This is a genomic window from Pseudomonas sp. 02C 26 (assembly GCF_002843585.1).
Classification (GTDB): Bacteria; Pseudomonadota; Gammaproteobacteria; order Pseudomonadales; family Pseudomonadaceae; genus Aquipseudomonas; species Aquipseudomonas shirazensis.
Genome location: NZ_CP025262.1, coordinates 636296 through 655603, shown reverse-complemented (window position 1 = coordinate 655603; position 19308 = coordinate 636296). Strand labels below are relative to the sequence as shown.

Sequence of the window (19308 nt, the reverse complement as noted above, 5' to 3'; positions counted from 1 at the left end):
CAAAGCCAGGTTGTATCAGGATATGAGCAGTGGCTCGCCTGCTACGCGGCACGAGCCTGGGCTACGTCCGAGTGGTTGAGCGCCTTGGTCAGCAGTGCTACCTGCTGGCACTTGTCGGCGGCGAGGGCGAGCTCATTGTTGAGCTCGGCATCGGCTTGCGCGTCAGCGCTGTGCAGCAGCGGGCACGACGGCGCTACCCACAACCGGTCGCCAAGGCGCTCGGCGGCGAGGCGCAGGACGTGCAGCGCATCGTCCAGATTCCAGTGCCCGTTGTTACGGCCACTGACTACGCCCAGCGATAGCACCTTGTACGCCGGCAGGCGATCAAGAATGGTCGGGAATTGTTCAGGGGCCTGCACCAGGTCGATGTGCAGGCCGTCGACCGGGAGATTGGCGGCCAGGCCGAGGTTGGCGTTCAGGCCGCCAAAGTAGGTCGCGACCAGCTTTTTCAGCGGCGCACGCTGAAGGATGTTGTAAACCCGCTCGTAGGCATTCTTCCAGGCCTGTGGCAGTTCCAGCGCCAGGATCGGTTCGTCGATCTGTACCCACTCCACGCCTTGCGCAGCCAGCTGGTTGAGGATCTGGTCGTACAACGGCAGCAGGCGATCGAGCAATTCCAGTTTGTCGAAGTCGCCACCTTGGCATTCACCAAGCCACAGGTAAGTCAGCGGGCCGAGCACGACTGGCTTGACCACATGGCCGAGCGCTTTGGCCTCGTTCACCTCTTCAAGTAGTTGCTCCCAACTCAGAGCGAACTGCTGATCGGCGCTGAGCTGCGGGGCCAGGTGGTGGCTGTTGCTGTCGAACCACTGGGTCAGCTCCAGCGCGTGGTCGCTGACTGGCAGCAGCTCGATGCCGGCATCTTTCTGCAGCTGCCAGTGCTTGGCACGCAACTCACGGCCCACCGCACGCAGGCCGGCTTCATCCAGCGCGCCCGTGAGGAACGCCTGTTGGGCCTTCTTCAGTTCGGGATCACAGCCGATGCGTGGAAAGCCGAGGTTGTGTGCCAGTGCCATGTGAGGTGTTCCTTGCCGTTAAATTTCAATGGGGCAAGTCTGTGCGCAATGCGATGCTGAGACAAACTCATATAATTTATGATCATCTCAAGAAATTCTCATACAGCGCTTTGACGTACACCGACTTAAGATTGGCCCAGCCGCGCCATGGCATGTCTTTTCCACACCTGTCACCAGCGCAATCAGACAAGCCAACCTCACCCATCTGCCGCACAATGCCGGCCAGATCCACTGCCGGTGCCGAGCCCCGCATGAGCCTGCTGAAAACCGCGCTGCATGAGCACGCCTTCGTCTGCATCATGGAATTCGTGCCCAAGCCCTCTGCCGAGCGCTTCGCCGCGCTTGAAGCGATCATGGCCCGCAAACAGCTGTGCGGCTGGCCACTGACCGTGTCCATCGGCGACCGCGTCGGCAGCCCGCTGGACATGTCGCCGCTGGACGCCTTCAACTCGCTGACTACACCCGTGCCCGCCCTGCTGCACTTTTCCGGCAAGGCCCGCGAACGCCACGACCTGCTCAGCCAGCTGCAACACATGGATGCCGCCGGCCTCGACCAGTTGCTGATCCTCACCGGCGACCGCTTGCCCGGACATACACCCGGCCAGCAGCCAGTGCGTTATCTCGAATCCGTCGCCGCCCTGCAGATCGCCCGCCAGGCCCGCCCCGACTGGCTGCTCGGCGCCGCTCTCAACCCGTTCAAGTACCGCGAAGAAGAAGGCGCTGCGCAGTATCTCAAGGCTGAGAAAAAGCTCAGTGCCGGTGCTGACTTCCTAACCCTGCAGCTCGGCTACGACGATCAAAAACATCAGGAAGCGCTGCAGTGGATGGCTCGTCAGCGCACACCGAAACCGCTGATCGCCTGCCTTATGGCGCTCACCCACGGCCGCGCGCAGATGCTCGAACACGTTGCCGGCGCCGTCGTCACACCATCGATGCGCGATGTCCTGGCTGCCGAGCTGGCGCTGTCCAAGGCGTATGCCCAGGCGCGGAGTATTCAGCGGCTGGCGTTGCAGGTGGTGGGTTTGAAATTGATGGGCTATGCCGGCGTGCACCTGTCCGGAGTGCATGAGCTTGCCCAGTTGCAAACGCTCGAGCGTGAACTGGAGCAAGTGCTGGCAAGTGTTCATACCCTGGAACAATGGGCGCCTGCCTGGACCGCCAGCTGGCAGATGCCGGACCTGCCCACGGTGACCTTCACCCCGCCCGGCGCGAACTGGCGGCTTGACCAGTCACGGGTCAGCGCCAGCCCGCGGGAGCGGGTTCGCTATCACTTGTTGTCGGGCATGCACGGGTTGTTATTCGACCGCGAGAACTGGGCCAGTCGTGCGTTTGGCTGGGCTGTGACTAGACCTTTATGGTCGAAACCTGGCGCAGCAAGCCTGCTGCATGGCCTTGAGCGCGGCATCAAAAGACCCTTGGTTGGTTGCGACACCTGCGGCAGTTGTCGCCTACAAGACACCCTCTACATTTGCCCAGAATCCTGCCCCAAAGGCCTCGCCAACGGCCCCTGCGGCGGCACCTCGCTGAACCGCTGCGAGTTCGGTGATCGCGAGTGCGTGCATGGCGTGAAGTACCGCGTGGCCAAGACTGTGGGCGAGACCGATGTGCTGCGCGAGCGATTGATCCCTTGCGTCGAAGTCGAGAACCGCCACCGCAGCTCGTGGCCGGTGTGGTTTCAACCGGCGCCGGTGGTCAAGGTTGAGCCGGTGGTTGCGGTGCGGCGGACTGCAGGTTCGGAGTCTGTTCAGCGTGAGGTAGCGGTTGCTGAGGTGGATAACTGACGCCATCGACTGCGGCCTTGCAGGCCATAGCACGTTACGACAAAAGGAGCGGTTTTGATGCAACTGGCGCTAGGGCCAGGTTTGGCAGCCCACTAACTTGTAGCGGCCTGCACGGGCAGGCTAACCGTGAACGCAGTCCCCGCCACAGCATCCGAAACCATGCTCACCGTCCCGCCATGCGCCTCGGCAATTTGCTTGACAATGAACAACCCCAGTCCGACCGACCGAATCGAACCGTCATACTCATTGGCCCGCATCATGGGCTCGAACAACGTCGGGATCACCGCCTCGGCGATGTGCTCGCCATGGTTGTGAACGCTCAAGGTCGCGCCTGCTGCGGACAGGTCAGTGCTCACGGTGATCGGAAAACTCAGATCACCATAAGCAACGCTGTTGGCAACCAGATTACCGATCATCTGCTGCAGACGATCCTGATCCACTTCAAGCGTGCCGCGCCCGCGCGACAGATGCCGGATGTGCGCATCAGCAAATGCAATCCTCAGCTCACTTACACACTGGTCCACAAACTCAGGGAGGGGGACCTGATGCCGGCTGATCTTGATGCCCTGCCCAATCCGCACCGAGGCAAAATCCAGCAGGTCAACAATCATCCGCTGCGCCCGCTCGGCTGAGGTGCTGATGCCATCAAGTAGGCGCTGCTCCCGTTCGGAGCGCTGCCCATGCTCGAGCATGTGCGCGGCCATCTTGATGGCCATCATCGGGTTCTTCAGGTCATGGCTGGCAATAGCGACCATCTGCTCAGCAAAGGCGGCACGCCGCTGCGCCTTCTCGCATGCCTTAGCCAATTCTGCCTTGGCCTCCTGCAACGCCGCTTCCGCAGCGATCTTCTGCGCGAGCAATTCCTCGGCACGCTGCCGAGCCGCCAGCACCGCGCGCTCGTAACGATCGCGCTCGGCAGTGCCGAACAGCGCCAGCTCGTATCGCACACCCTCGCGGGTTTCTCGGCGCACGCCATTGAGCAGCATCGCCAGCGCATGGCCATCGTGATGGCGCAGTTCTAGCTTGACCTCCGCCACCGAGCCTTGGCTGTTGAGCAACGGCCCCCAGTGAGTGCGCTGGAACAAGCGCCCGCCCACCGTCAGCAAGTCATGAAAATTCTGCGCGTTCAACGTGGCCATGTCATAGCCAAGCCACCGGCTGAACGTCTGGTTGCAACGCAATATCGTGCCTTCCACGGTCATGACGACAAGCCCGCAAGGCGCGCGCTCGAACAACGATTCGTCACAGACCAGGAGGGTGTCATCCATGGTCGAAATCGAGCTGGGCGAGGAAGCCATCGATGGCCGCCGTGCACGCACTTGGCGCGCTCAATTGCGGGTAATGGCCCATGCCCTCGATCAGGCTCAGTTGGCTGTTGGGTAGCACGCGATTCAGGTACTTACCCACCGCAACCGGCACAACCGGATCGCGTGTGCACTGCAGAATCAGCGTAGGCGTGTCCAGCCCGACAACGTCGGCGCGGTGGTCAGCCAAGAAGATCACCCGCGCAAAATGCCGAGCGATTTGCCCATCGGTACGCTTGAAGCTGCTGAGCAACTCCTCACCCAGCGCAGGCTCCCCAGGTTCGCCCATCAACACCGGCGCCATGGTGGTTGACCAGCCCTGATAGTTGTCGTCGATGGCCTCGAGCAACGCATCGACCTCCTCAGCCAGGAAGCCACCGGCATAGTCGCCCGAGTCGATATAGCTGGGCGATCCGCCAATCATGACCATCGCCGCGACGCGCCCTGGCTGCTGGCGCTGAGCCAGGGTACCAATCATTGCGCTTGCAGAATGGCAAACCAGGATAACCGGGCCCTCGGCGTACGCGTCGATAAGCTCGTTGAGGTCCGATGCGTAGCCCCACAGCGAGGAATACTTCTCAGGGTCGTAAGCAGCAAGATCTGACTGGCCTGCACCAACCAAGTCGTAGCTGATCACCCGAAAACGCGAAGCAAGGTGCGGCAGCAGCAATTTCCACATGGTTTGGTCGCAACCGAAGCCGTGCGAAAGGATCAAGGTCGCGCTGCCGCTGCCGGAGATGTTTACGTTGTTGCGCTTTTGCAGAGTCATTCTTATCTCGATCTCGTACAGCGAAGGCCAGGCCGTGATGATCCGCACCACCTGCCACTGAGAATAGATCAGGCATTGAGGGCATGGTTCGGATCAATGATGAAGATTCAATACCCGATCACGGTTAGAGGGGCAAGGAAGGACATGGTTCTGGCGTCACTGCTGCGAGCCGGTTCTGGAGGACAGATACGCGATAGTCCCTGTAAACCGGGTGGAAATGAAAAGCTAGAGATGGATGTACCTTGCACCTCTCTGGACGAAGTCCGCCAAGAAATCTATGAAATTGACCGCAACCTTGTTTAGCTTCTCGCCAAACGGGGCCGCTGATACAGATAGCGAGATAAAACTGTGGCGAAAATGCCCATCAAGGCAAACCCCCTTTCAGCACAGCTCCATCTACCGCAGGAACTCGCACACGCAGTGCAATCAGCAACGCGGCCAGCAGCATCAGCACGGCCGCCGCCACGAATACGCCTGCGCTGCCACCGAGGCTGAACATTGCCCCACCCGCGGCTGCGCCTGTGGCGATGGCCGACTGCACAGACGCTACCACCATGCCGCCAGCGCTCTCCGCTTGATCAGGGACCGCGCTGGCGACCCAGTTCGACCATGCCACCGGCACACCCCCAAAGGCCAGGCCCCAGACCGCCAGCAGTACAGCCTGCCCTGGCACCGAAGCTGGCAACAAGACCAGCGCCAGTGCCGCAACGCCTACCAACGCTGGCATCAACACCAGGGTGGCCAATGGGTGACGAGTGAGCATCCACCCGGCCACCAACGTGCCGACAAAGTTCGCCACACCAAAACCCAGCAACATCAGCGACAGGCCCTGCGGGCCAATGCCGGTCGTATCTTCGAGGAATGGCCGAATATACGTGAACATCGCGAAGTGGCCGCTGTGCACCAGCACACAACCGAACATCCCCATAGCAATGCCTGGGCGCTGCAACACTTCAAGCACTGTACGCAGGCGTGCCGGCCGACGTGGCGCAAGGCTCGGCAGCGTAAGCGACTGGAAAATCAGGGTCACCACCCCCACTGCTGCCGCTGCATAGAACGCGCTGCGCCAGCCATAGAGCCCGCCCAGATAACTACCCAGCGGGACCGCGACCACCGTCCCGACGGCGATGCCGCTGAAAATGATCGAGAGCGCTCGCGGCAATAAAGCCACGGGCACCAAGCGCATCGCCACCGCTGCCGCCATGCTCCAAAACCCACCAAGCGCGATGCCGAGCAAGATACGCATCAACAACAGCACCGCGAAACTGGAGGAAACGGCGACCAGCAGGTTGGATGCGATCATCAACGTGGAAAACCCCAGCAACACCCAGCGGCGATCGATACTTCGAGTCAGGCCTGGCACCAACAGGCCAGCGAACAGCGCCACCACCGCTGTCACCGTTACCGCTTGGCCAGCCAGCGCTTCGGACACCCCCAGCTCGGTTGCCATCGGCGTCAACAGGCTGGCCGGAAGGTACTCAGCGGTCAGCAAGCCAAACACGCCCATCGCCAACGAGAATACGGCCATCCACGCTGGAGTTGTAGGTTCTGCATCCGTCGCGGCGCCTCGACGGCTGTCGGGTACGGCATTGCATAAAAGGTCAGTCACTGCATGGATCTCCCAATCTTCAATTGCGACCGGTAGTCTAGGCGCGAGATTCCGGATGATCTATGATCGAAAAACTCAATTTTTTGATTAAAACACCGAACCGATGTCGACAGACCAATTTGCCCTCTCTTCCGACCTCATCAACGAGCTGTTGCGCGGCATGCGCCTGCGCGGTGTCGAGTACCGCCGTATCCAGGCGGGCCCAGCCTTCGGCTTGGCCTTCGCTGCCAAACCCGGGCATGCTTGGTTCCACTTCCTGGCGGTCGGCAACGCGGTGCTACGTATGGAAGACGGGACGACCTATGCGCTGTCAGCCGGTAACGCCGTCTTCATCTGCCATGGCGCGGCCCATCACTTGCTCTCGCATACGCAGGTACCCGTGCAGGACATTGATCTGCTGGACGGCGAGCCTCTCGGCGAAACCGTAAGCGCGGTGGACACCGGAACCGATCCCGGCTCCATGCCGACCACGCTTTTGTTCAGTGGATGCATGGAATTCGAATTGGGTAGCCTCCATGGCCTTGGCAAGCTGATGCCGGGCCTGATGCTTATTGACGCCGGCGGCCAGCGTTACCCCGGGCTGGTGCCTATTCTCACCACCATGGAGCGCGAGGTCAGCGCCGCACGCGTTGGCTTCGCCGGCATCCTCGCGCGATTGGCCGATGTGGTCGCCGCCATGGTCGTTCGCGGTTGGGTCGAGTGCGCCTGCGGCAACGCCTCCGGCCTGGTTGCCGCTCTGCGCGATCCGCGGCTGGCAGGTGCACTTCTGGCGCTTCATCAGCAACCGGGCCGAGACTGGACCGTCGAGCAGTTGGCGGAGCAATGCAATACCTCCCGCTCGGTCTTTGCCGAGCGCTTCCAACTGACGATTGGCATGAGCCCACTGCGCTACGTTACCGAAGTGCGAATGCGGCTTGCCAGCCAGTGGCTGACGCTGGAAAGAGTACCTATTGAAGAGGTCGCGCAGCGGTTGGGCTATACGTCCCAGGCGGCCTTCAGCCGGGCGTTCAAGCGAGTTACGGGTACCACGCCTGGGTTGAGTCGCAGGTTGAGGCAGTTGGCTGCCACCTGAAGCTGAGGGGAATTGGTGCCGAGCCGGAGAGCAGCGAATGTGTCTGCGGCTGCCAACTCCAGCGCCAAGCTCTCCGACCATCTGCCGCTGTACCGGCAAGAAAGGATCTTTGGCCGAGCAGGCTTGGCCATCCCGCGTTCAACACTGGCTCAATGGGTAGGGCAAACCGGCGTGCAGCTCCAGCCCTTGGTGGATGCGCTGCGCGGAGCTTGATGATGGTGCTGTGCCTATCGATGGTCGCTCCAACTGGTTGTTCGCCGGTTCGCTGCGCAGTAGTAAACGAGCGGCGGCTATCATGAGCTTGATCCAGTCGGCGCGCATGAACGGGCATGATCCGTACAGATACCTGAAGGACGTACTGACGCGCTTGCCAATTCACCAAGCAAGCAATCTGCACGACCTGCATCCGCGCGCTTGCTCGGCTTAAGTAAAGAAGCTGCTTCCACTGAGGTATTAATATCTGTAAATTCGAATATACGAATAAACAAATATATAGGTTGACCATGTCCTTTCAGCCCCACACGTTCTTCAAATGCCTCGGTGATGAAACTCGCGCCCGAATCATGCTGATGCTCGCTGCCGAGGGAGAGCTATGTGTCTGCGAATTGATCTGGGCGCTCGACGATCACCAACCAAAAGTGTCCCGACACCTCGCTCAGTTGCGCACCTGCGGGCTGCTGGAAGATCGCCGTCAGGGCCAATGGATCTATTACCGCCTTCATCCAGAACTCCCTCAGTGGGCAGTGGAGGTACTCCAAACGACGCTTGAGGCTAACCATTCCTGGCTCGGCGATGATCAAGGTCGCCTTGCTTCGATGGAAGGTCGCCCAGTACGCCAGGCTTCCTGCTGCTAAGTGTTTCTGGAGAACTGACATGCTGTTGGCAATTTCAATATTTCTGGTCACGCTGGTACTGGTGATCTGGCAACCCCGTGGACTTGGCGTTGGCTGGAGCGCGTCTGCCGGGGCGGTACTCGCATTGTTGACCGGTGTCATCACGCTCAGCGATATCCCAGTGGTCTGGCACATAGTGTGGAACGCCACGGCAACGTTCATCGCGGTGATCATCATCAGCCTTCTACTGGATGAGGCGGGCTTTTTCGAGTGGGCAGCACTTCATGTGGCTCGCTGGGGAGGAGGCAGCGGCGCACGCCTGTTTGCACTGATGGTGCTCTTGGGGGCAGCGGTTTCGGCCCTGTTTGCCAATGACGGCGCAGCATTGATACTGACTCCCATCGTGATCGCGATGCTGACCGCGCTCCGCTTCAGTCCAGCGGCGACCTTAGCTTTCGTGATGGCTGCCGGTTTCATTGCCGACACTGCCAGCCTGCCGCTGGTTGTCTCGAACTTGGTGAACATCGTCTCTGCCGACTTTTTCGATATCGGATTCGCCCGGTACGCCTCGATCATGTGGCCGGTTAATCTGGTCAGTGTCGTGGTGACCCTGAGCATGCTCTGGTTGTTCTATCGAAAGGAGGTGCCGCAGGCGTATTCGCCCGAGCAACTAAAGCGGCCAGAAAAAGCCATCAAAGATCGCCATACGTTCCTTGCAGGCTGGTGGGTGCTGGTACTTCTGTTGCTCGGGTTATTCGTCCTTGAGCCGCTTGGTATTCCTGTCAGTGCTGTCGCCGCCGCATGCGCCTTGGTGCTGCTGATCATTGCCGCAAAGGGGCATGTAATCTCGACACGCAAAGTGATGTTCAACGCCCCCTGGCAAGTCGTCCTGTTTTCGCTTGGCATGTATCTGGTGATCTACGGGCTGAAGAATGCCGGGCTGACTGAAGGACTCAGCTCGCTGCTTGGCACCTTCGCCGACCATGGCCTGTGGGCTGCCACGCTGGGTACCGGTTTCACCGCCGCGTTGCTTTCATCCGTGATGAACAATATGCCCAGCGTGCTGATCGGTGCCTTGTCGATCCAGGGCAGTGGGGTATCGGGACTCGCACACGAGGCCATGGTGTACGCCAACATCATTGGCTGCGACCTCGGCCCGAAGATCACCCCCATCGGCAGTTTGGCCACGCTGCTCTGGCTGCACGTCCTGGCCCAGAAAAACATCCGCATCACCTGGGGTTACTACTTCAAGGTTGGCTGCGTACTCACCTTTCCCATTTTGCTTACGACACTGGCAGCACTTGCCGTGCGCTTGAGCATCAGCGCTTAGGAGTTGCTTTATGAAGATTCTGTTCATGTGTACGGCCAATAGCTGTCGTAGCGTCCTGTCCGAGGGGCTGTTCAACCATGTCGCCCCAGACGGCTTCACGGCCATCAGTTCGGGCAGCTTCCCGAGCGGCAAACTCAATCCGCGAGCGCTGAGCACTCTGCAAGGATTGGGAATCGACACGTCCGGCCTGTACAGCAAAGGCTCGGAAGTCTTCGTAGAAACACCACCCGATATCGTCATCACCGTGTGCGACAAGGCGGGCGGCGAACCTTGCCCGGTGTATTTCGGCCCGGCCATCAAAAGCCACTGGGGGCTGTCCGACCCGTCTGAGGTCGACGGCTCTGATGAGGAGGTTCAGGCCGCATTTGATGCGACCGTTGAACGTATCAAGAGGCGATTTACCGCGCTCTTCACCTTGAATCTGAAAACGCTTCAGGGCGCTGATCTGAAGCAGGCTCTGGATCGGATCGGAGCCCTGTGATGAGCGAATTTGATATGGACTCTGTCGATACTTTTCCAGCTCTTGATCTGTCGCTGATGGATATGCCGAGCGCTGAAAAATTGGGTTTTCCAGATGGTTCGAACATCAAACCACGCATTCTCCTGATCTATGGGTCGACCAGAGAGCGGTCGTTCAGCCGTCTGCTGACGCATGAAGCTGCACGTCTGCTCCAACAAATGGGTGCCGAGACGGTGATCTTCGATCCGTCCGGACTGCCGTTGCCGGATGACGCGCCAGTCGATCACCCTAAGGTGCAGGAGCTGCGCGATCTGGTGCTGTGGTCAGACGGTCAGGTGTGGTGCTCCCCGGAACGACACGGAGCGATGTCTGCGGTGTTCAAAGCGCAGATTGACTGGATTCCTCTGACCATGGGTGCCGTACGCCCCACACAGGGTAAGACTCTCGCGGTGATGCAGGTGTGCGGCGGCTCGCAGTCCTTCAATGCAGTGAACCAGATGCGGGTTCTGGGTCGGTGGATGCGCATGCTGACCATCCCGAATCAGTCGTCTGTGCCCAAGGCGTATCTGGAGTTCGACGAGGCAGATCGAATGAAGCCTTCACCGTACTACGACCGAGTAGTCGATGTGATGGAGGAACTGGTGAAATTCACTCTGCTGGTTCGCGGTCGTGAGAGCTACCTGGTGGATCGCTACTCGGAGCGAAAAGAAAGCGCGGCATCGCAGCTCGTGGCCGGTGTGGTTTCAACCGGCGGCGGTCAAAGTTGCCGAGCTGGATAACTTAAGCTGCCGACTGCGCCATACATGGTCAACTGTAGGAGCGGCCTTGTGTCGCGAAAGGCGCGCGCAGCGGGCCCGGCGATGTCAGCGGCGGAGCTGACATTTTTGGGGGCGCTTCGCCCCCCTTTCTCGACACAAGGCCGCTCCTACAGCGGGCCAATGCGGTACAGGCTCTACCGCTCGCGCTTCATCTGCGACACCAGCGTAAACCGATCTTCCGGATGCACGGTTTCCGAAACCACCATCAGCGCGCCGTCGCCATCACGGTACTGACGAATGATGTTCAAACCCGGCGAACCCGGCTCGGCATTGAGGTTTTTGGCAACCTCCGGGGTCAACAGCACCGCGCGCACCTGCTGATCGACCACGTCGATATGGCGACCAAAATGGCGCTCGATCAGCGCAGCAATCAACTCGTCCGGATGCTCCTCGGCCAAGGCAATCACCTCGGCGTATGACTCCTGCGCATACACATCGGTCCAGCACAGCGGCGCACGGCGGTTGTCGGCATCTACGCGGATGCTCGATACGCAGAAGTAATGCCCGCCCGGCTCCATTCCCAAGCGCCGCGCCTGGGCGATGTCAGCCACAAAATGGCTGACGTGCTGGATGCTGCGCATCTGGGTTTCGGCCAGATGCACCAGGTCGGTCACCGAGGCCAGCGACTGCGAGTACCCGCCCTTGGGCGACACCGACTCGACCCGCGTACCCACCCGCTTGCGCCGCGAAACCAGCCCTTGGTTCTGCAACTGGGTAATCGCAGCGCGAATGGTATGGCGGCTGACCGCGTACAGCTCACATAGCTCGAATTCGGTCGGCAACAGGCTGCCTAGAGGGAATCGGCCACTGGCAATCCCGTCCATCAAGTCCTTGGCAACGAGCGCATAACGCGTCTGGTTCATACCTTCAATCAGCCCACTGGTTTAAGCGAGTTGACAGTGTACCAGCGAGGACGTAAGAATTATGTACGGACATTAACAATATGTCCGACCAATAACAAACATATCGGGATTACTCCATGTCCAGCACCGTCTTCGACTCCGCCCTGTTCCGCGACATGTTCGGCACCGCCGAAATGCGCAACGTGTTCTCCGACAAAGCCCTGATCGAGCGCTACATCGAAGTGGAAGTCGCTCTGGCCCGTGCCGAAGCGCGCTGCGGCGTGATCCCGGCCGAAGCTGCCGAGCAGATCGCCAAGCTGTCGACCTACGACTCCCTCGACCTGGCGCTGATGCAGCACGAGACAGAAATCGTCGGCTACCCGATCCTGCCGCTGGTGGAACAACTGTCGAAGACGTGCGGCGAAGCCGGCCGCTACGTGCACTGGGGCGCTACCACCCAGGACATCATGGACACCGCCGTAGTGCTACAGGTGCGTGCGGCACTGGCGATCGTCGAGCGTGATATCCAGGCCGTGCGTGGCCTGCTCGCAGATCTGGCGAAAAAATACCGTGACACGCCGATGGCAGGCCGTACCCACCTGCAGCACGCGCTGCCGATCACCTTCGGCTACAAATGCGCGGTCTGGTTGAGCATGTTCGACCGTCACGCCGAGCGCCTGGTCGAGTTGCGCCCACGGGTCGAAGTTGGCCAGTTTGCTGGCGCTGCCGGGACCCTGGCCTCGTTGGGTGACAAGGGCCTGGAAGTACAACAAGCGATGATGGCCGAACTCGGCCTGGGCGTACCGCAAGCCACGTGGCACGTCGCCCGCGACGGCTTGGCTGAGACCCTGAACTTCCTTGGCCTGGTCACCGGCTCGCTGGGCAAGGTCGCCCTCGACGTGATGATGATGATGACCAGCGAGCTGGGCGAAGTGTACGAACCCTTCGTCAAAGGCCGTGGCGCCAGCAGCACCATGCCTCAGAAACGCAACCCGATTTCCTGCGAGCTGATGTACGCCGCCGCCAAAGGTGTGCGCCAGCAAGCCGGGCTGATGCTCGACGCGATGATCCAGGACTTCGAACGCTCCACCGGCCCATGGCAGGCAGAATGGATCGCCATTCCAGAAGCCTTCGCCCTGAGCGCTGCGTCGCTGGGCCAGGCGAAATTCATGCTGGCCGGCCTGGAAGTGCGCACCGAGCGCATGCTCAAGAACCTCGACATGACCCAAGGCCTGATCGTTGCCGAAGCCGTGATGATGGGCCTGGCCCCGGCGCTGGGTCGCCAGGTAGCCCACGACGTGGTCTATGCCGCCTGCCGCATGGCCAACGACCAAGGCACCAGCCTGCTTGACGCGCTGCTGGCGCAAGGCGAAGCCACGGCACAGCTGGACATCGAAGAACTCAAGCGCCTGACCGACCCGACCAACTACATCGGCCTGGCGCCGCAGATGGTCGACATCGCCCTGGCCCGCGAGGGCAAGGTCAAACGCTGAATGTTCCCGGGGTGCGCCGCATCCCGCTGCCTATCGATTACGAATAAAAACAACGAGATCGCAGTCATGAATGCTACCGCTAAAAAACCGTTCTACAAGGACCTGACCTTTCAGGTCGTTGCCGCCATGCTGCTGGGCATTGCCTTTGGCTTCATCGCGCCGGAGCTGGCCGCCAAGTTCAAGATCCTCGGGGATATCTTCCTCAAACTGATCAAGACCGCTGTCGCGCCGCTGGTGTTCTTCACCGTGGTGCATGGCATTGCCTCCGCCGGCGACATCAAGCGCGTAGGCAAGGTTGGTGTACGTGCGCTGATCTACTTCGAAGTGGTGTCCACCATTGCCTTGGCCATCGGCCTGCTGTGGGGCAACCTGTTGCAAATCGGCTCGGGCATGCACGACGCCCACCCAAGCAGCGCAGCCACTGCGGCCTCGGCTGCAGCAGTTGCCAAAGGCCACGCGCCGGCCTCGACCCTGGACTTCATCTACGCGATCTTCCCGGACAACTTCGTCGGCGCCTTCTCCGGCGGCCAGCTCTTGCAAGTGCTGGTGATCTCGGTGCTGTTCGGCTTCGCCTTGCTGGCGCTCAAGCCTGAGCGTCGTGAAGTCATCGAAGACGGCTTGAACCGCGTCTCGGAGTGTTTCTTCGAGTTCATCAACCTGATCATGAAGTTCGCCCCGCTGGGTGCATTCGGCTCGGTCGCTTATGCCGTGGGCAGCAACGGCACTGCGGTGCTAATGTCGCTGGCCAACCTGGTGCTGATGTTCTACGTCTGCATCGCGTTCTTCATCTTCGTCGTACTAGGCGTGGTGTGTCGTGTATCGGGCTTCAGCCTGTGGCGCTTCCTCAAGTACATCAAGGATGAAATCTTCATAGTACTGGGCACCGCCTCGTCGGAAAGCGCGCTGCCGCGCCTGCTGCAGAAACTGGAGAAGTTCGGTTGCTCCAAGCAGAGCGTTGGCCTGGTGTTGCCGACTGGCTATGCGTTCAACCTCGACGGCACCTCCATCTATATGTCGTTGTGCGTACTGTTTATTGCCAACGCCTATGGCGTGCCCCTGAGCTGGGAACAACAGCTGGGTATCCTCGCCGTCATGCTGGTCACCTCCAAGGGTGCGGCAGCGGTGTCGGGCGGCAGCTTCGTGGTGTTCGCTGCGACCGTGACCGCCATTGGCAACCTGCCGGTAGAAGGTTTGGCGCTGCTGTTTGGCGTGTACCGCTTCATGTCGATGGCGATTGCGACGTGCAATACCGTTGGCAACAGTGTGGCGACAGTAGTGGTATCGAAGTGGTCCGGGGAGTTCACCGAGAAGACTGCGAAGTTGGAGTACAACCGGGTACTCGGGCGTAGTCCGGAAGCGGCTCTTTAAACGGTCACGTGGTGAACTGACTGCGGTAGCGACAGGATTGATCACAGCATGCAAGCTGGTATCGGTCTTGTCGCTGCACTGGGTTGGCGAATCGAAGAAACGGCGCCCGGCAGACCCGACCGTCTTTCAAGAGACCGAGATATGGGCTGCGGCGTCACCAAATGGAGTGCCGGTGTTGAGCAGTGCACACCTGACTGATAGCATCTGGCTATTCATCTCGATGCTCATTCAGGAAGGGAATCCATGTCAAAGAAAGCTATTTCTGCAGCGCTGGCCGCCACGGCGATGTTGACCGGCATGCAGAATGCGGTAGCCGCAGACAACCTGTTCAAAACATATGCTTACGACGCGCCGATCGCGAAATACACCGGGGTAGCAGGCTACTACGACTGTACAGCTGATATTGGAGCTCCTGCACGCTGTGTGGACGATGTGGACTTTCTGGATCAGAAGTTCACGGTAGCCCTGGTTTTCAGCAGTGACAAACTGGCGTCGGTTTCGCTGTTTGCACCCTATGATCGTGACCTGTACGCTCGCGTCATTGGAGCGCTTGCAAAGACATTTACCTTGGTGGCGCTCACTGACGGGAAATCCGTGCTGGATCTGGTTGATACCGCGCGCAAAACAAAAAACAAGGATGACTACACAGCCAAACTCACGAACTACGAGAGTGTTGCGTTGGCCGCCAACGATTTGACCTACTCTTTCGTTGAAGGGCTCACCCTCGACAAAGCGGCCACCAACCTTCAGAGCCTTATGAAGTCAGCACCTGCCAACGTCAGGGGTGCTGATTTAGTCATCTCTGGCGTGGATGACGAGTCCAGCATCATCATTAATTTTTCCTTCCCGAAACTGGATGGAAACAAGCTTGTTCAACAAGCCCAGAAGCCAGTCGAGTCGTTCTGACTACGAGCCTCCCTCTGTGTTGAGCCCCGCGATAGCGGGGCGCATTTGGGGTCAGGGGAAGTTGCCTGGCTCGTTCCAGAAGCTCGTGATCAGGCACGCAGACCAGTAGCCATCCACCCCGAGGAAATCAGTGCGGGTGACGAATAAACCCCTGCAGACGCGGTCATAGCGAAAATTCTGCAGAGAAATGGATCAATGACGACACGCTTGAGATTCTGTTTAGTGCTGTTGCCAATGTTCGCAGGTTGCAAGTATTTCCCCCACACCGATTACTTTGTCGCACCCGCGAATGAGCCGAATCCGGCCTGGATTCGTGTCGTCAATTTCACCCAGCATGCGGCAATCTACCAGACCGACAACGGTGTGAGGACCGGCGGTGTGGTGCGTACCGGGCCTCTCCCCTTTACCCATACCCAAGACATTGGCATGCCCAAAGCGGGTCAAGACCTGACCTGGGACTACTACGAATCAACGATTCGGCCGGGCCTGGAAACGACTGTGTATATGACATGGGAGGGCTCGCGTACCAGGACCTGCTTTGTCACAACCCAATTCACACCTGAAGCCGGGCGCTACTATCAGTTCCTCCTCACTTCTGGTTCCAGTGGGAAGTGCACGCTGTCCCCAACGCTGATCGAGCGTGACAAAGAAGGTACGGGCTGGCATCTGGTCCGTAACGAAAATGTAACCTACAAGAATACTGGGCCCACCGCCGAGACCTTCTACACCAACAGTCAATTCGAAGACCCTGACTACCAGCCACCGCCCGAGCTATACCCCGGCACAGACGTCAGATAGCGGCTACACAAAGGCCCAGCGACTCAGGTATCCAGATGAAGCCACAACCGTTGCACTTGGTTGCCGATGTGAAAGTACCTTGCGCATACCGCCCCAGCGTCTCGACGATCGTGTTGTTTGGTCTTGAAGTCGCGGGTGAGCACGAGCCGCCGGTATACATGGAGATTCGCTTCGTGGACTACGCCAGCCAGCAGATTGAAGGCGATCATTTGATGATTACGCTGGAGCAGGCTCTGGAATCCGCCGAGCAGGATTACGGGATCAGCAAGGATGATTGGCGCCAGATGAGCGACGCAGAAATTGCCCGTATCCGCTGGTCGTGATCTAACAGTACGACGGCTGTCAGACAGCAAAATGGGTCGATTGGCAGACAATTACTGAGCGTGCCAAGGCTCAAAGCTGATCTGCTCGATGCCACAGCGTTAGGTGCCGCAGCATTGTCGCAAAGAAACTAATTATTCGGTTTGTTAGCGGGCAGTGGTGCCGAATGAATTTCGTCGAACATAGCGGTTGTCACCGATGCAGCGTAGACGATGTATTTCACGTCATTGGCCTCATCCTTGACTTCATAAATCTCACACAGAAGGCTTCTCTTGTCCTTCGGCAACTCTATGGACGACCAAGAGGCAGGACTCTTGAAGTTAAACTCAGGACCTTTGTAGCTTAATGACCTGATACCAACGACCTTTCTCTTATATTGTTGCCTGTCAGGTCTCTTAGCGTTTTCATAGCTGCCTCTGAACGATCCCAGCGACTCAGAGACCACATCTACGCACGCCTTGTCCAGCGCGGTCGCGTAATCAGCAACGGCATAAGTGCCAACGGTTGCATGATTGGCGTAGAATTTTTCACGCGGCGACAGGCGTTCCTCCGGAGCGTTGGAGGCATGGTTTTCACCCTCGAAGTAGTATTCGATATACCCTCGAGAAATATCCACTCGGTCATATTTCTTTCTTTTCTCTACTACCTCGCTGAACGAATACCAGCGTTGCTCAATCCGCTGATGCTCGACCTCTAGCGTGTTCGCTAAAACCTTAACAGACACCGCCGAACCCAACAGGATGCAAGCAATCAGTAGATTTTTCATGGCTAACCTAAAACAGAGATTTTAATTAATGTTGCTTGAAAGGGATGAAATTTTAATTAGCGCCCTTTCACCGCCTGGCCTAACACTGAGGGTGTCACGGCCGGTACAGCGGGAATGCTTCCATCAGCGGCGGGATCTCCTGCCCCATCGCTGTTGCGCTCTCGGTGGGATCGTTCGGTTTTGGGATGGTCCGGGCGAAGTGAAAAATTATGGTCTGGCCAGTGGTGCCATCGGTGTAGTACTTGAAGTAACTAATCTCCGAAAACTGCCCGTCCTTACGGACTGAATCGGGGTAGTACATCATCGCGTAGTCGATCCCGGTTCTATTTTTTGTCAGCAGGACTGCCGGCATGTTCGGGTTTTCCTGCTGATGCAGCTGGATGGCACGTTTGGCCAGGTCGAGGGGCTTGAAGCGGTTCAGCTCGCGAGGCACGACAGTAAAGTCGACCATCTCGGTCCAGGCATCCATGCTTTCATCTTCAGGGAAATATTCCCACAGGCCCTGCTTCTGGAACTTGAGGACAAACGTCTTCCCACCGAACTGCACCGATTTGGTTTCGGCGATCGAGGGGCTGGCCTTGGTAGCGGTGAGCGGCGTGGAGCAGCCGGAAAGCAGGAGCAAGGTCGATAGCACAAGCAATAGAACTTTCATTTCAATCCTTGAAAAAGTGCATCAGGCAATTTTTTGCGCAACTAACAATAGCTCAAGGCAACTCTGAATACTTGCTTTATCTAGCGGGCCAGGAAGCCACGTTGCCTACCGCTCCCTCTCCAAACTCCCCCGCGCCGCCTCCCTCAACATCTCCCCCGCCAACACCCGAAACCTCTGCGTCAGCACGTTCTCAGGCCGGTCGGACGACAGCAGCAAATAGGTATAAAAGCGCAGCTCCGGCGCAAACGGCCGGATGTCGATATCGGTATGCAGGTACTCGTTGGCCACCAGCGGGCTGACCACGCTGACGCCCAGCCCAAGCCCGACCAGTGAGCAGACAGTGGCAGCATGGGTCGCATCCATGTTCAGCACGCGCGGTTCTTCTTCGGCAAACAGTCGGTCGAGCCGCGTGCGCGAGCCGTCGGTGTGCGACAGCGAGATGAATTCCTCGCCCTTCAAATCTGCCGGTGTCACTACCTCCAAGGCACCAAGTCGATGCCCTTTGGGGAAAATGCACACGCCAGGCACATCACAGATGATTTCCGACTGCACACCGGCCATGTCTTCGGCCACGTAGGACACCAGGCATACATCGCAGAAACGGGTCGCCGCCCAGTGCGCGACGTTGGGCGAGTCGTTGGTGTGGATCGATATATGCACGTGGGGGTTCTGCTGGCGAAAGCGCTGGATGATCGCCGGCAGCAGGCCGTGGGTCAGCGACGGCACAGCGCCGATGCGCAAGCGCCCGGTGCCACCGCGCTTGAGGTGCTGGGCGGAGTTTTCCAGGCTGTGCAGGCCGATGAAGGCACGCTCGACGTCGGCGAAGAACTGCGCGCCTTCATCGGTTGGCACCAATCGCGCGCCCACCCGCTCAAACAATTTGAAGCCGTTGGCCCGTTCGAGCTGCGCGATCAGGCGGCTGACGTTCGGCTGCGAGGTGTGCAACGCCTGCGCCGCCGCCGTCATGGAGCCGCTGACCATCACCGCGCGGAAGGTTTCGATCTGCTTGAAGTTAATGGCCATATCATTTCTGCATGACTGGTTGATGGATTGTCATTTGATTGCATGACCCGAAGATTTTATAACTAGATCCACATCGACGTCTGCCCCGATGCAGCGCGATGCCAACCGAGCGCATACCCGCAACAACAAAAACAAAACCGGTGCTCA

Annotated in this window: 18 protein-coding genes and 2 pseudogenes; 12 read left to right on the top strand and 8 right to left on the bottom strand. The window is 59.1% G+C overall.

Annotated features, from left to right (window positions below; genetic code table 11):
• Window positions 1–44 precede the first annotated feature (44 nt).
• Window positions 45–1016 (bottom strand): annotated as a pseudogene (locus tag CXQ80_RS02985) (5-methyltetrahydropteroyltriglutamate--homocysteine S-methyltransferase); the annotation flags it as partial.
• Window positions 1017–1267: 251 nt separating this feature from the next.
• Here CXQ80_RS02985 and CXQ80_RS02980 point away from each other — a divergent pair.
• Window positions 1268–2797 carry a methylenetetrahydrofolate reductase C-terminal domain-containing protein gene (locus CXQ80_RS02980; protein WP_101316334.1) on the top strand — a complete coding sequence of 510 codons (1530 nt, stop codon included), beginning with the start codon at window positions 1268–1270 and terminating at the stop codon, window positions 2795–2797.
• A 92-nt stretch (window positions 2798–2889) separates the two neighbouring features.
• Here CXQ80_RS02980 and CXQ80_RS02975 read toward each other — a convergent pair whose 3' ends face one another.
• From CXQ80_RS02975 to CXQ80_RS02955, 3 genes are all read right to left on the bottom strand, one after another.
• Complete coding sequence (locus CXQ80_RS02975; protein WP_101316332.1) at window positions 2890–4065, bottom strand: PAS domain-containing sensor histidine kinase; 1176 nt, start codon at window positions 4063–4065, stop codon at window positions 2890–2892.
• Window positions 4058–4870 (bottom strand): alpha/beta fold hydrolase, encoded by an 813-nt coding sequence (locus CXQ80_RS02970; RefSeq protein WP_101316330.1) that lies wholly within the window; start codon window positions 4868–4870, stop codon window positions 4058–4060. The genes CXQ80_RS02975 and CXQ80_RS02970 overlap by 8 nt, the downstream gene beginning before the upstream one ends.
• 364 nt (window positions 4871–5234) lie before the next feature.
• On the bottom strand, window positions 5235–6479 hold the full coding sequence (locus CXQ80_RS02955) for an MFS transporter (RefSeq protein WP_101316328.1): 1245 nt from the start codon (window positions 6477–6479) through the stop codon (window positions 5235–5237).
• 103 nt (window positions 6480–6582) lie between these two features.
• Between CXQ80_RS02955 and CXQ80_RS02950 the strand changes: the two genes are divergently transcribed.
• The 6 genes and pseudogenes from CXQ80_RS02950 (at window position 6583) to arsH (ending at window position 10953) form a co-directional block, all read left to right on the top strand.
• On the top strand, window positions 6583–7551 hold the full coding sequence (locus tag CXQ80_RS02950; protein WP_101316326.1) for an AraC family transcriptional regulator: 969 nt from the start codon (window positions 6583–6585) through the stop codon (window positions 7549–7551).
• A 63-nt stretch (window positions 7552–7614) separates the two neighbouring features.
• Window positions 7615–7978 (top strand): annotated as a pseudogene (locus CXQ80_RS02945) (transposase domain-containing protein); the annotation flags it as partial.
• A 76-nt stretch (window positions 7979–8054) separates the two neighbouring features.
• Window positions 8055–8405, top strand: a complete 351-nt coding sequence (locus tag CXQ80_RS02940) for a metalloregulator ArsR/SmtB family transcription factor (protein ID WP_101316324.1) — start codon at window positions 8055–8057, stop codon at window positions 8403–8405.
• 19 nt (window positions 8406–8424) lie between these two features.
• Entirely contained in the window at window positions 8425–9714 is a 1290-nt protein-coding gene (locus CXQ80_RS02935) for an arsenic transporter (protein ID WP_101316322.1), read from the top strand.
• Window positions 9715–9724: 10 nt separating this feature from the next.
• Window positions 9725–10195, top strand: a complete 471-nt coding sequence (locus tag CXQ80_RS02930) for an arsenate reductase ArsC (protein ID WP_101316320.1) — start codon at window positions 9725–9727, stop codon at window positions 10193–10195.
• 14 nt (window positions 10196–10209) lie between these two features.
• Window positions 10210–10953, top strand: a complete 744-nt coding sequence (arsH, locus tag CXQ80_RS02925; protein ID WP_371918910.1) for an arsenical resistance protein ArsH — start codon at window positions 10210–10212, stop codon at window positions 10951–10953.
• 173 nt (window positions 10954–11126) lie between these two features.
• On the opposite strand, the gene CXQ80_RS02920 is transcribed toward arsH, so the two are convergent.
• Window positions 11127–11855 (bottom strand): GntR family transcriptional regulator, encoded by a 729-nt coding sequence (locus CXQ80_RS02920; RefSeq protein ID WP_101316316.1) that lies wholly within the window; start codon window positions 11853–11855, stop codon window positions 11127–11129.
• A gap of 116 nt (window positions 11856–11971) precedes the next feature.
• On the opposite strand from CXQ80_RS02920, the gene CXQ80_RS02915 reads away from it, so the two are divergent.
• The 5 genes from CXQ80_RS02915 (at window position 11972) to CXQ80_RS02895 (ending at window position 16722) form a co-directional block, all read left to right on the top strand.
• The gene (locus CXQ80_RS02915; protein ID WP_101316314.1) at window positions 11972–13327 is read left to right on the top strand and encodes an adenylosuccinate lyase family protein; all 1356 of its coding nucleotides are present in this window, start codon (window positions 11972–11974) and stop codon (window positions 13325–13327) included.
• A 66-nt stretch (window positions 13328–13393) separates the two neighbouring features.
• Window positions 13394–14695 (top strand): C4-dicarboxylate transporter DctA, encoded by a 1302-nt coding sequence (dctA, locus tag CXQ80_RS02910; RefSeq protein ID WP_101316312.1) that lies wholly within the window; start codon window positions 13394–13396, stop codon window positions 14693–14695.
• 243 nt (window positions 14696–14938) lie between these two features.
• The gene (locus CXQ80_RS02905; protein ID WP_101316310.1) at window positions 14939–15601 is read left to right on the top strand and encodes a hypothetical protein; all 663 of its coding nucleotides are present in this window, start codon (window positions 14939–14941) and stop codon (window positions 15599–15601) included.
• A gap of 195 nt (window positions 15602–15796) precedes the next feature.
• Window positions 15797–16399: a hypothetical protein gene (locus CXQ80_RS02900; RefSeq protein WP_101316308.1), complete on the top strand. Its 603-nt coding sequence runs from the start codon at window positions 15797–15799 to the stop codon at window positions 16397–16399.
• A 35-nt stretch (window positions 16400–16434) separates the two neighbouring features.
• A complete protein-coding gene (locus tag CXQ80_RS02895) occupies window positions 16435–16722 on the top strand; it encodes a hypothetical protein (RefSeq protein WP_101316306.1) in 288 nt (95 codons plus the stop codon).
• A 128-nt stretch (window positions 16723–16850) separates the two neighbouring features.
• Here the strand turns inward: CXQ80_RS02895 and CXQ80_RS02890 are convergent, their stop codons facing one another.
• The 3 genes from CXQ80_RS02890 to CXQ80_RS02880 all read right to left on the bottom strand — a co-directional run bounded on the left by CXQ80_RS02890 (window position 16851) and on the right by CXQ80_RS02880 (window position 19161).
• Window positions 16851–17486, bottom strand: a complete 636-nt coding sequence (locus CXQ80_RS02890) for a hypothetical protein (protein ID WP_101316304.1) — start codon at window positions 17484–17486, stop codon at window positions 16851–16853.
• Window positions 17487–17580: 94 nt separating this feature from the next.
• Window positions 17581–18138, bottom strand: coding sequence for a hypothetical protein (locus CXQ80_RS02885; RefSeq protein WP_101316302.1), 558 nt, complete (start codon window positions 18136–18138; stop codon window positions 17581–17583).
• A gap of 105 nt (window positions 18139–18243) precedes the next feature.
• Window positions 18244–19161 (bottom strand): LysR substrate-binding domain-containing protein, encoded by a 918-nt coding sequence (locus tag CXQ80_RS02880; RefSeq protein WP_310794598.1) that lies wholly within the window; start codon window positions 19159–19161, stop codon window positions 18244–18246.
• Window positions 19162–19308: the final 147 nt, after the last annotated feature.

Excerpts from the sequence above, each read along its gene's own strand:
- CXQ80_RS02980 (WP_101316334.1), top strand. The coding sequence starts at position 1,268 with ATGAGCCTGCTGAAAACCGCGCTGCATGAGCACGCCTTCGTCTGCATC.
- CXQ80_RS02970 (WP_101316330.1), bottom strand. The coding sequence starts at position 4,870 with ATGACTCTGCAAAAGCGCAACAACGTAAACATCTCCGGCAGCGGCAGC.
- CXQ80_RS02895 (WP_101316306.1), top strand. The coding sequence starts at position 16,435 with ATGAAGCCACAACCGTTGCACTTGGTTGCCGATGTGAAAGTACCTTGC.
- CXQ80_RS02950 (WP_101316326.1), top strand. The coding sequence starts at position 6,583 with ATGTCGACAGACCAATTTGCCCTCTCTTCCGACCTCATCAACGAGCTG.
- CXQ80_RS02915 (WP_101316314.1), top strand. The coding sequence starts at position 11,972 with ATGTCCAGCACCGTCTTCGACTCCGCCCTGTTCCGCGACATGTTCGGC.
- CXQ80_RS02900 (WP_101316308.1), top strand. The coding sequence starts at position 15,797 with ATGACGACACGCTTGAGATTCTGTTTAGTGCTGTTGCCAATGTTCGCA.
- CXQ80_RS02935 (WP_101316322.1), top strand. The coding sequence starts at position 8,425 with ATGCTGTTGGCAATTTCAATATTTCTGGTCACGCTGGTACTGGTGATC.
- CXQ80_RS02905 (WP_101316310.1), top strand. The coding sequence starts at position 14,939 with ATGTCAAAGAAAGCTATTTCTGCAGCGCTGGCCGCCACGGCGATGTTG.
- arsH (WP_371918910.1), top strand. The coding sequence starts at position 10,210 with ATGGACTCTGTCGATACTTTTCCAGCTCTTGATCTGTCGCTGATGGAT.
- CXQ80_RS02975 (WP_101316332.1), bottom strand. The coding sequence starts at position 4,065 with ATGGATGACACCCTCCTGGTCTGTGACGAATCGTTGTTCGAGCGCGCG.
- CXQ80_RS02930 (WP_101316320.1), top strand. The coding sequence starts at position 9,725 with ATGAAGATTCTGTTCATGTGTACGGCCAATAGCTGTCGTAGCGTCCTG.
- CXQ80_RS02920 (WP_101316316.1), bottom strand. The coding sequence starts at position 11,855 with ATGAACCAGACGCGTTATGCGCTCGTTGCCAAGGACTTGATGGACGGG.
- CXQ80_RS02890 (WP_101316304.1), bottom strand. The coding sequence starts at position 17,486 with ATGAAAAATCTACTGATTGCTTGCATCCTGTTGGGTTCGGCGGTGTCT.
- CXQ80_RS02880 (WP_310794598.1), bottom strand. The coding sequence starts at position 19,161 with ATGGCCATTAACTTCAAGCAGATCGAAACCTTCCGCGCGGTGATGGTC.
- CXQ80_RS02885 (WP_101316302.1), bottom strand. The coding sequence starts at position 18,138 with ATGAAAGTTCTATTGCTTGTGCTATCGACCTTGCTCCTGCTTTCCGGC.
- dctA (WP_101316312.1), top strand. The coding sequence starts at position 13,394 with ATGAATGCTACCGCTAAAAAACCGTTCTACAAGGACCTGACCTTTCAG.
- CXQ80_RS02940 (WP_101316324.1), top strand. The coding sequence starts at position 8,055 with ATGTCCTTTCAGCCCCACACGTTCTTCAAATGCCTCGGTGATGAAACT.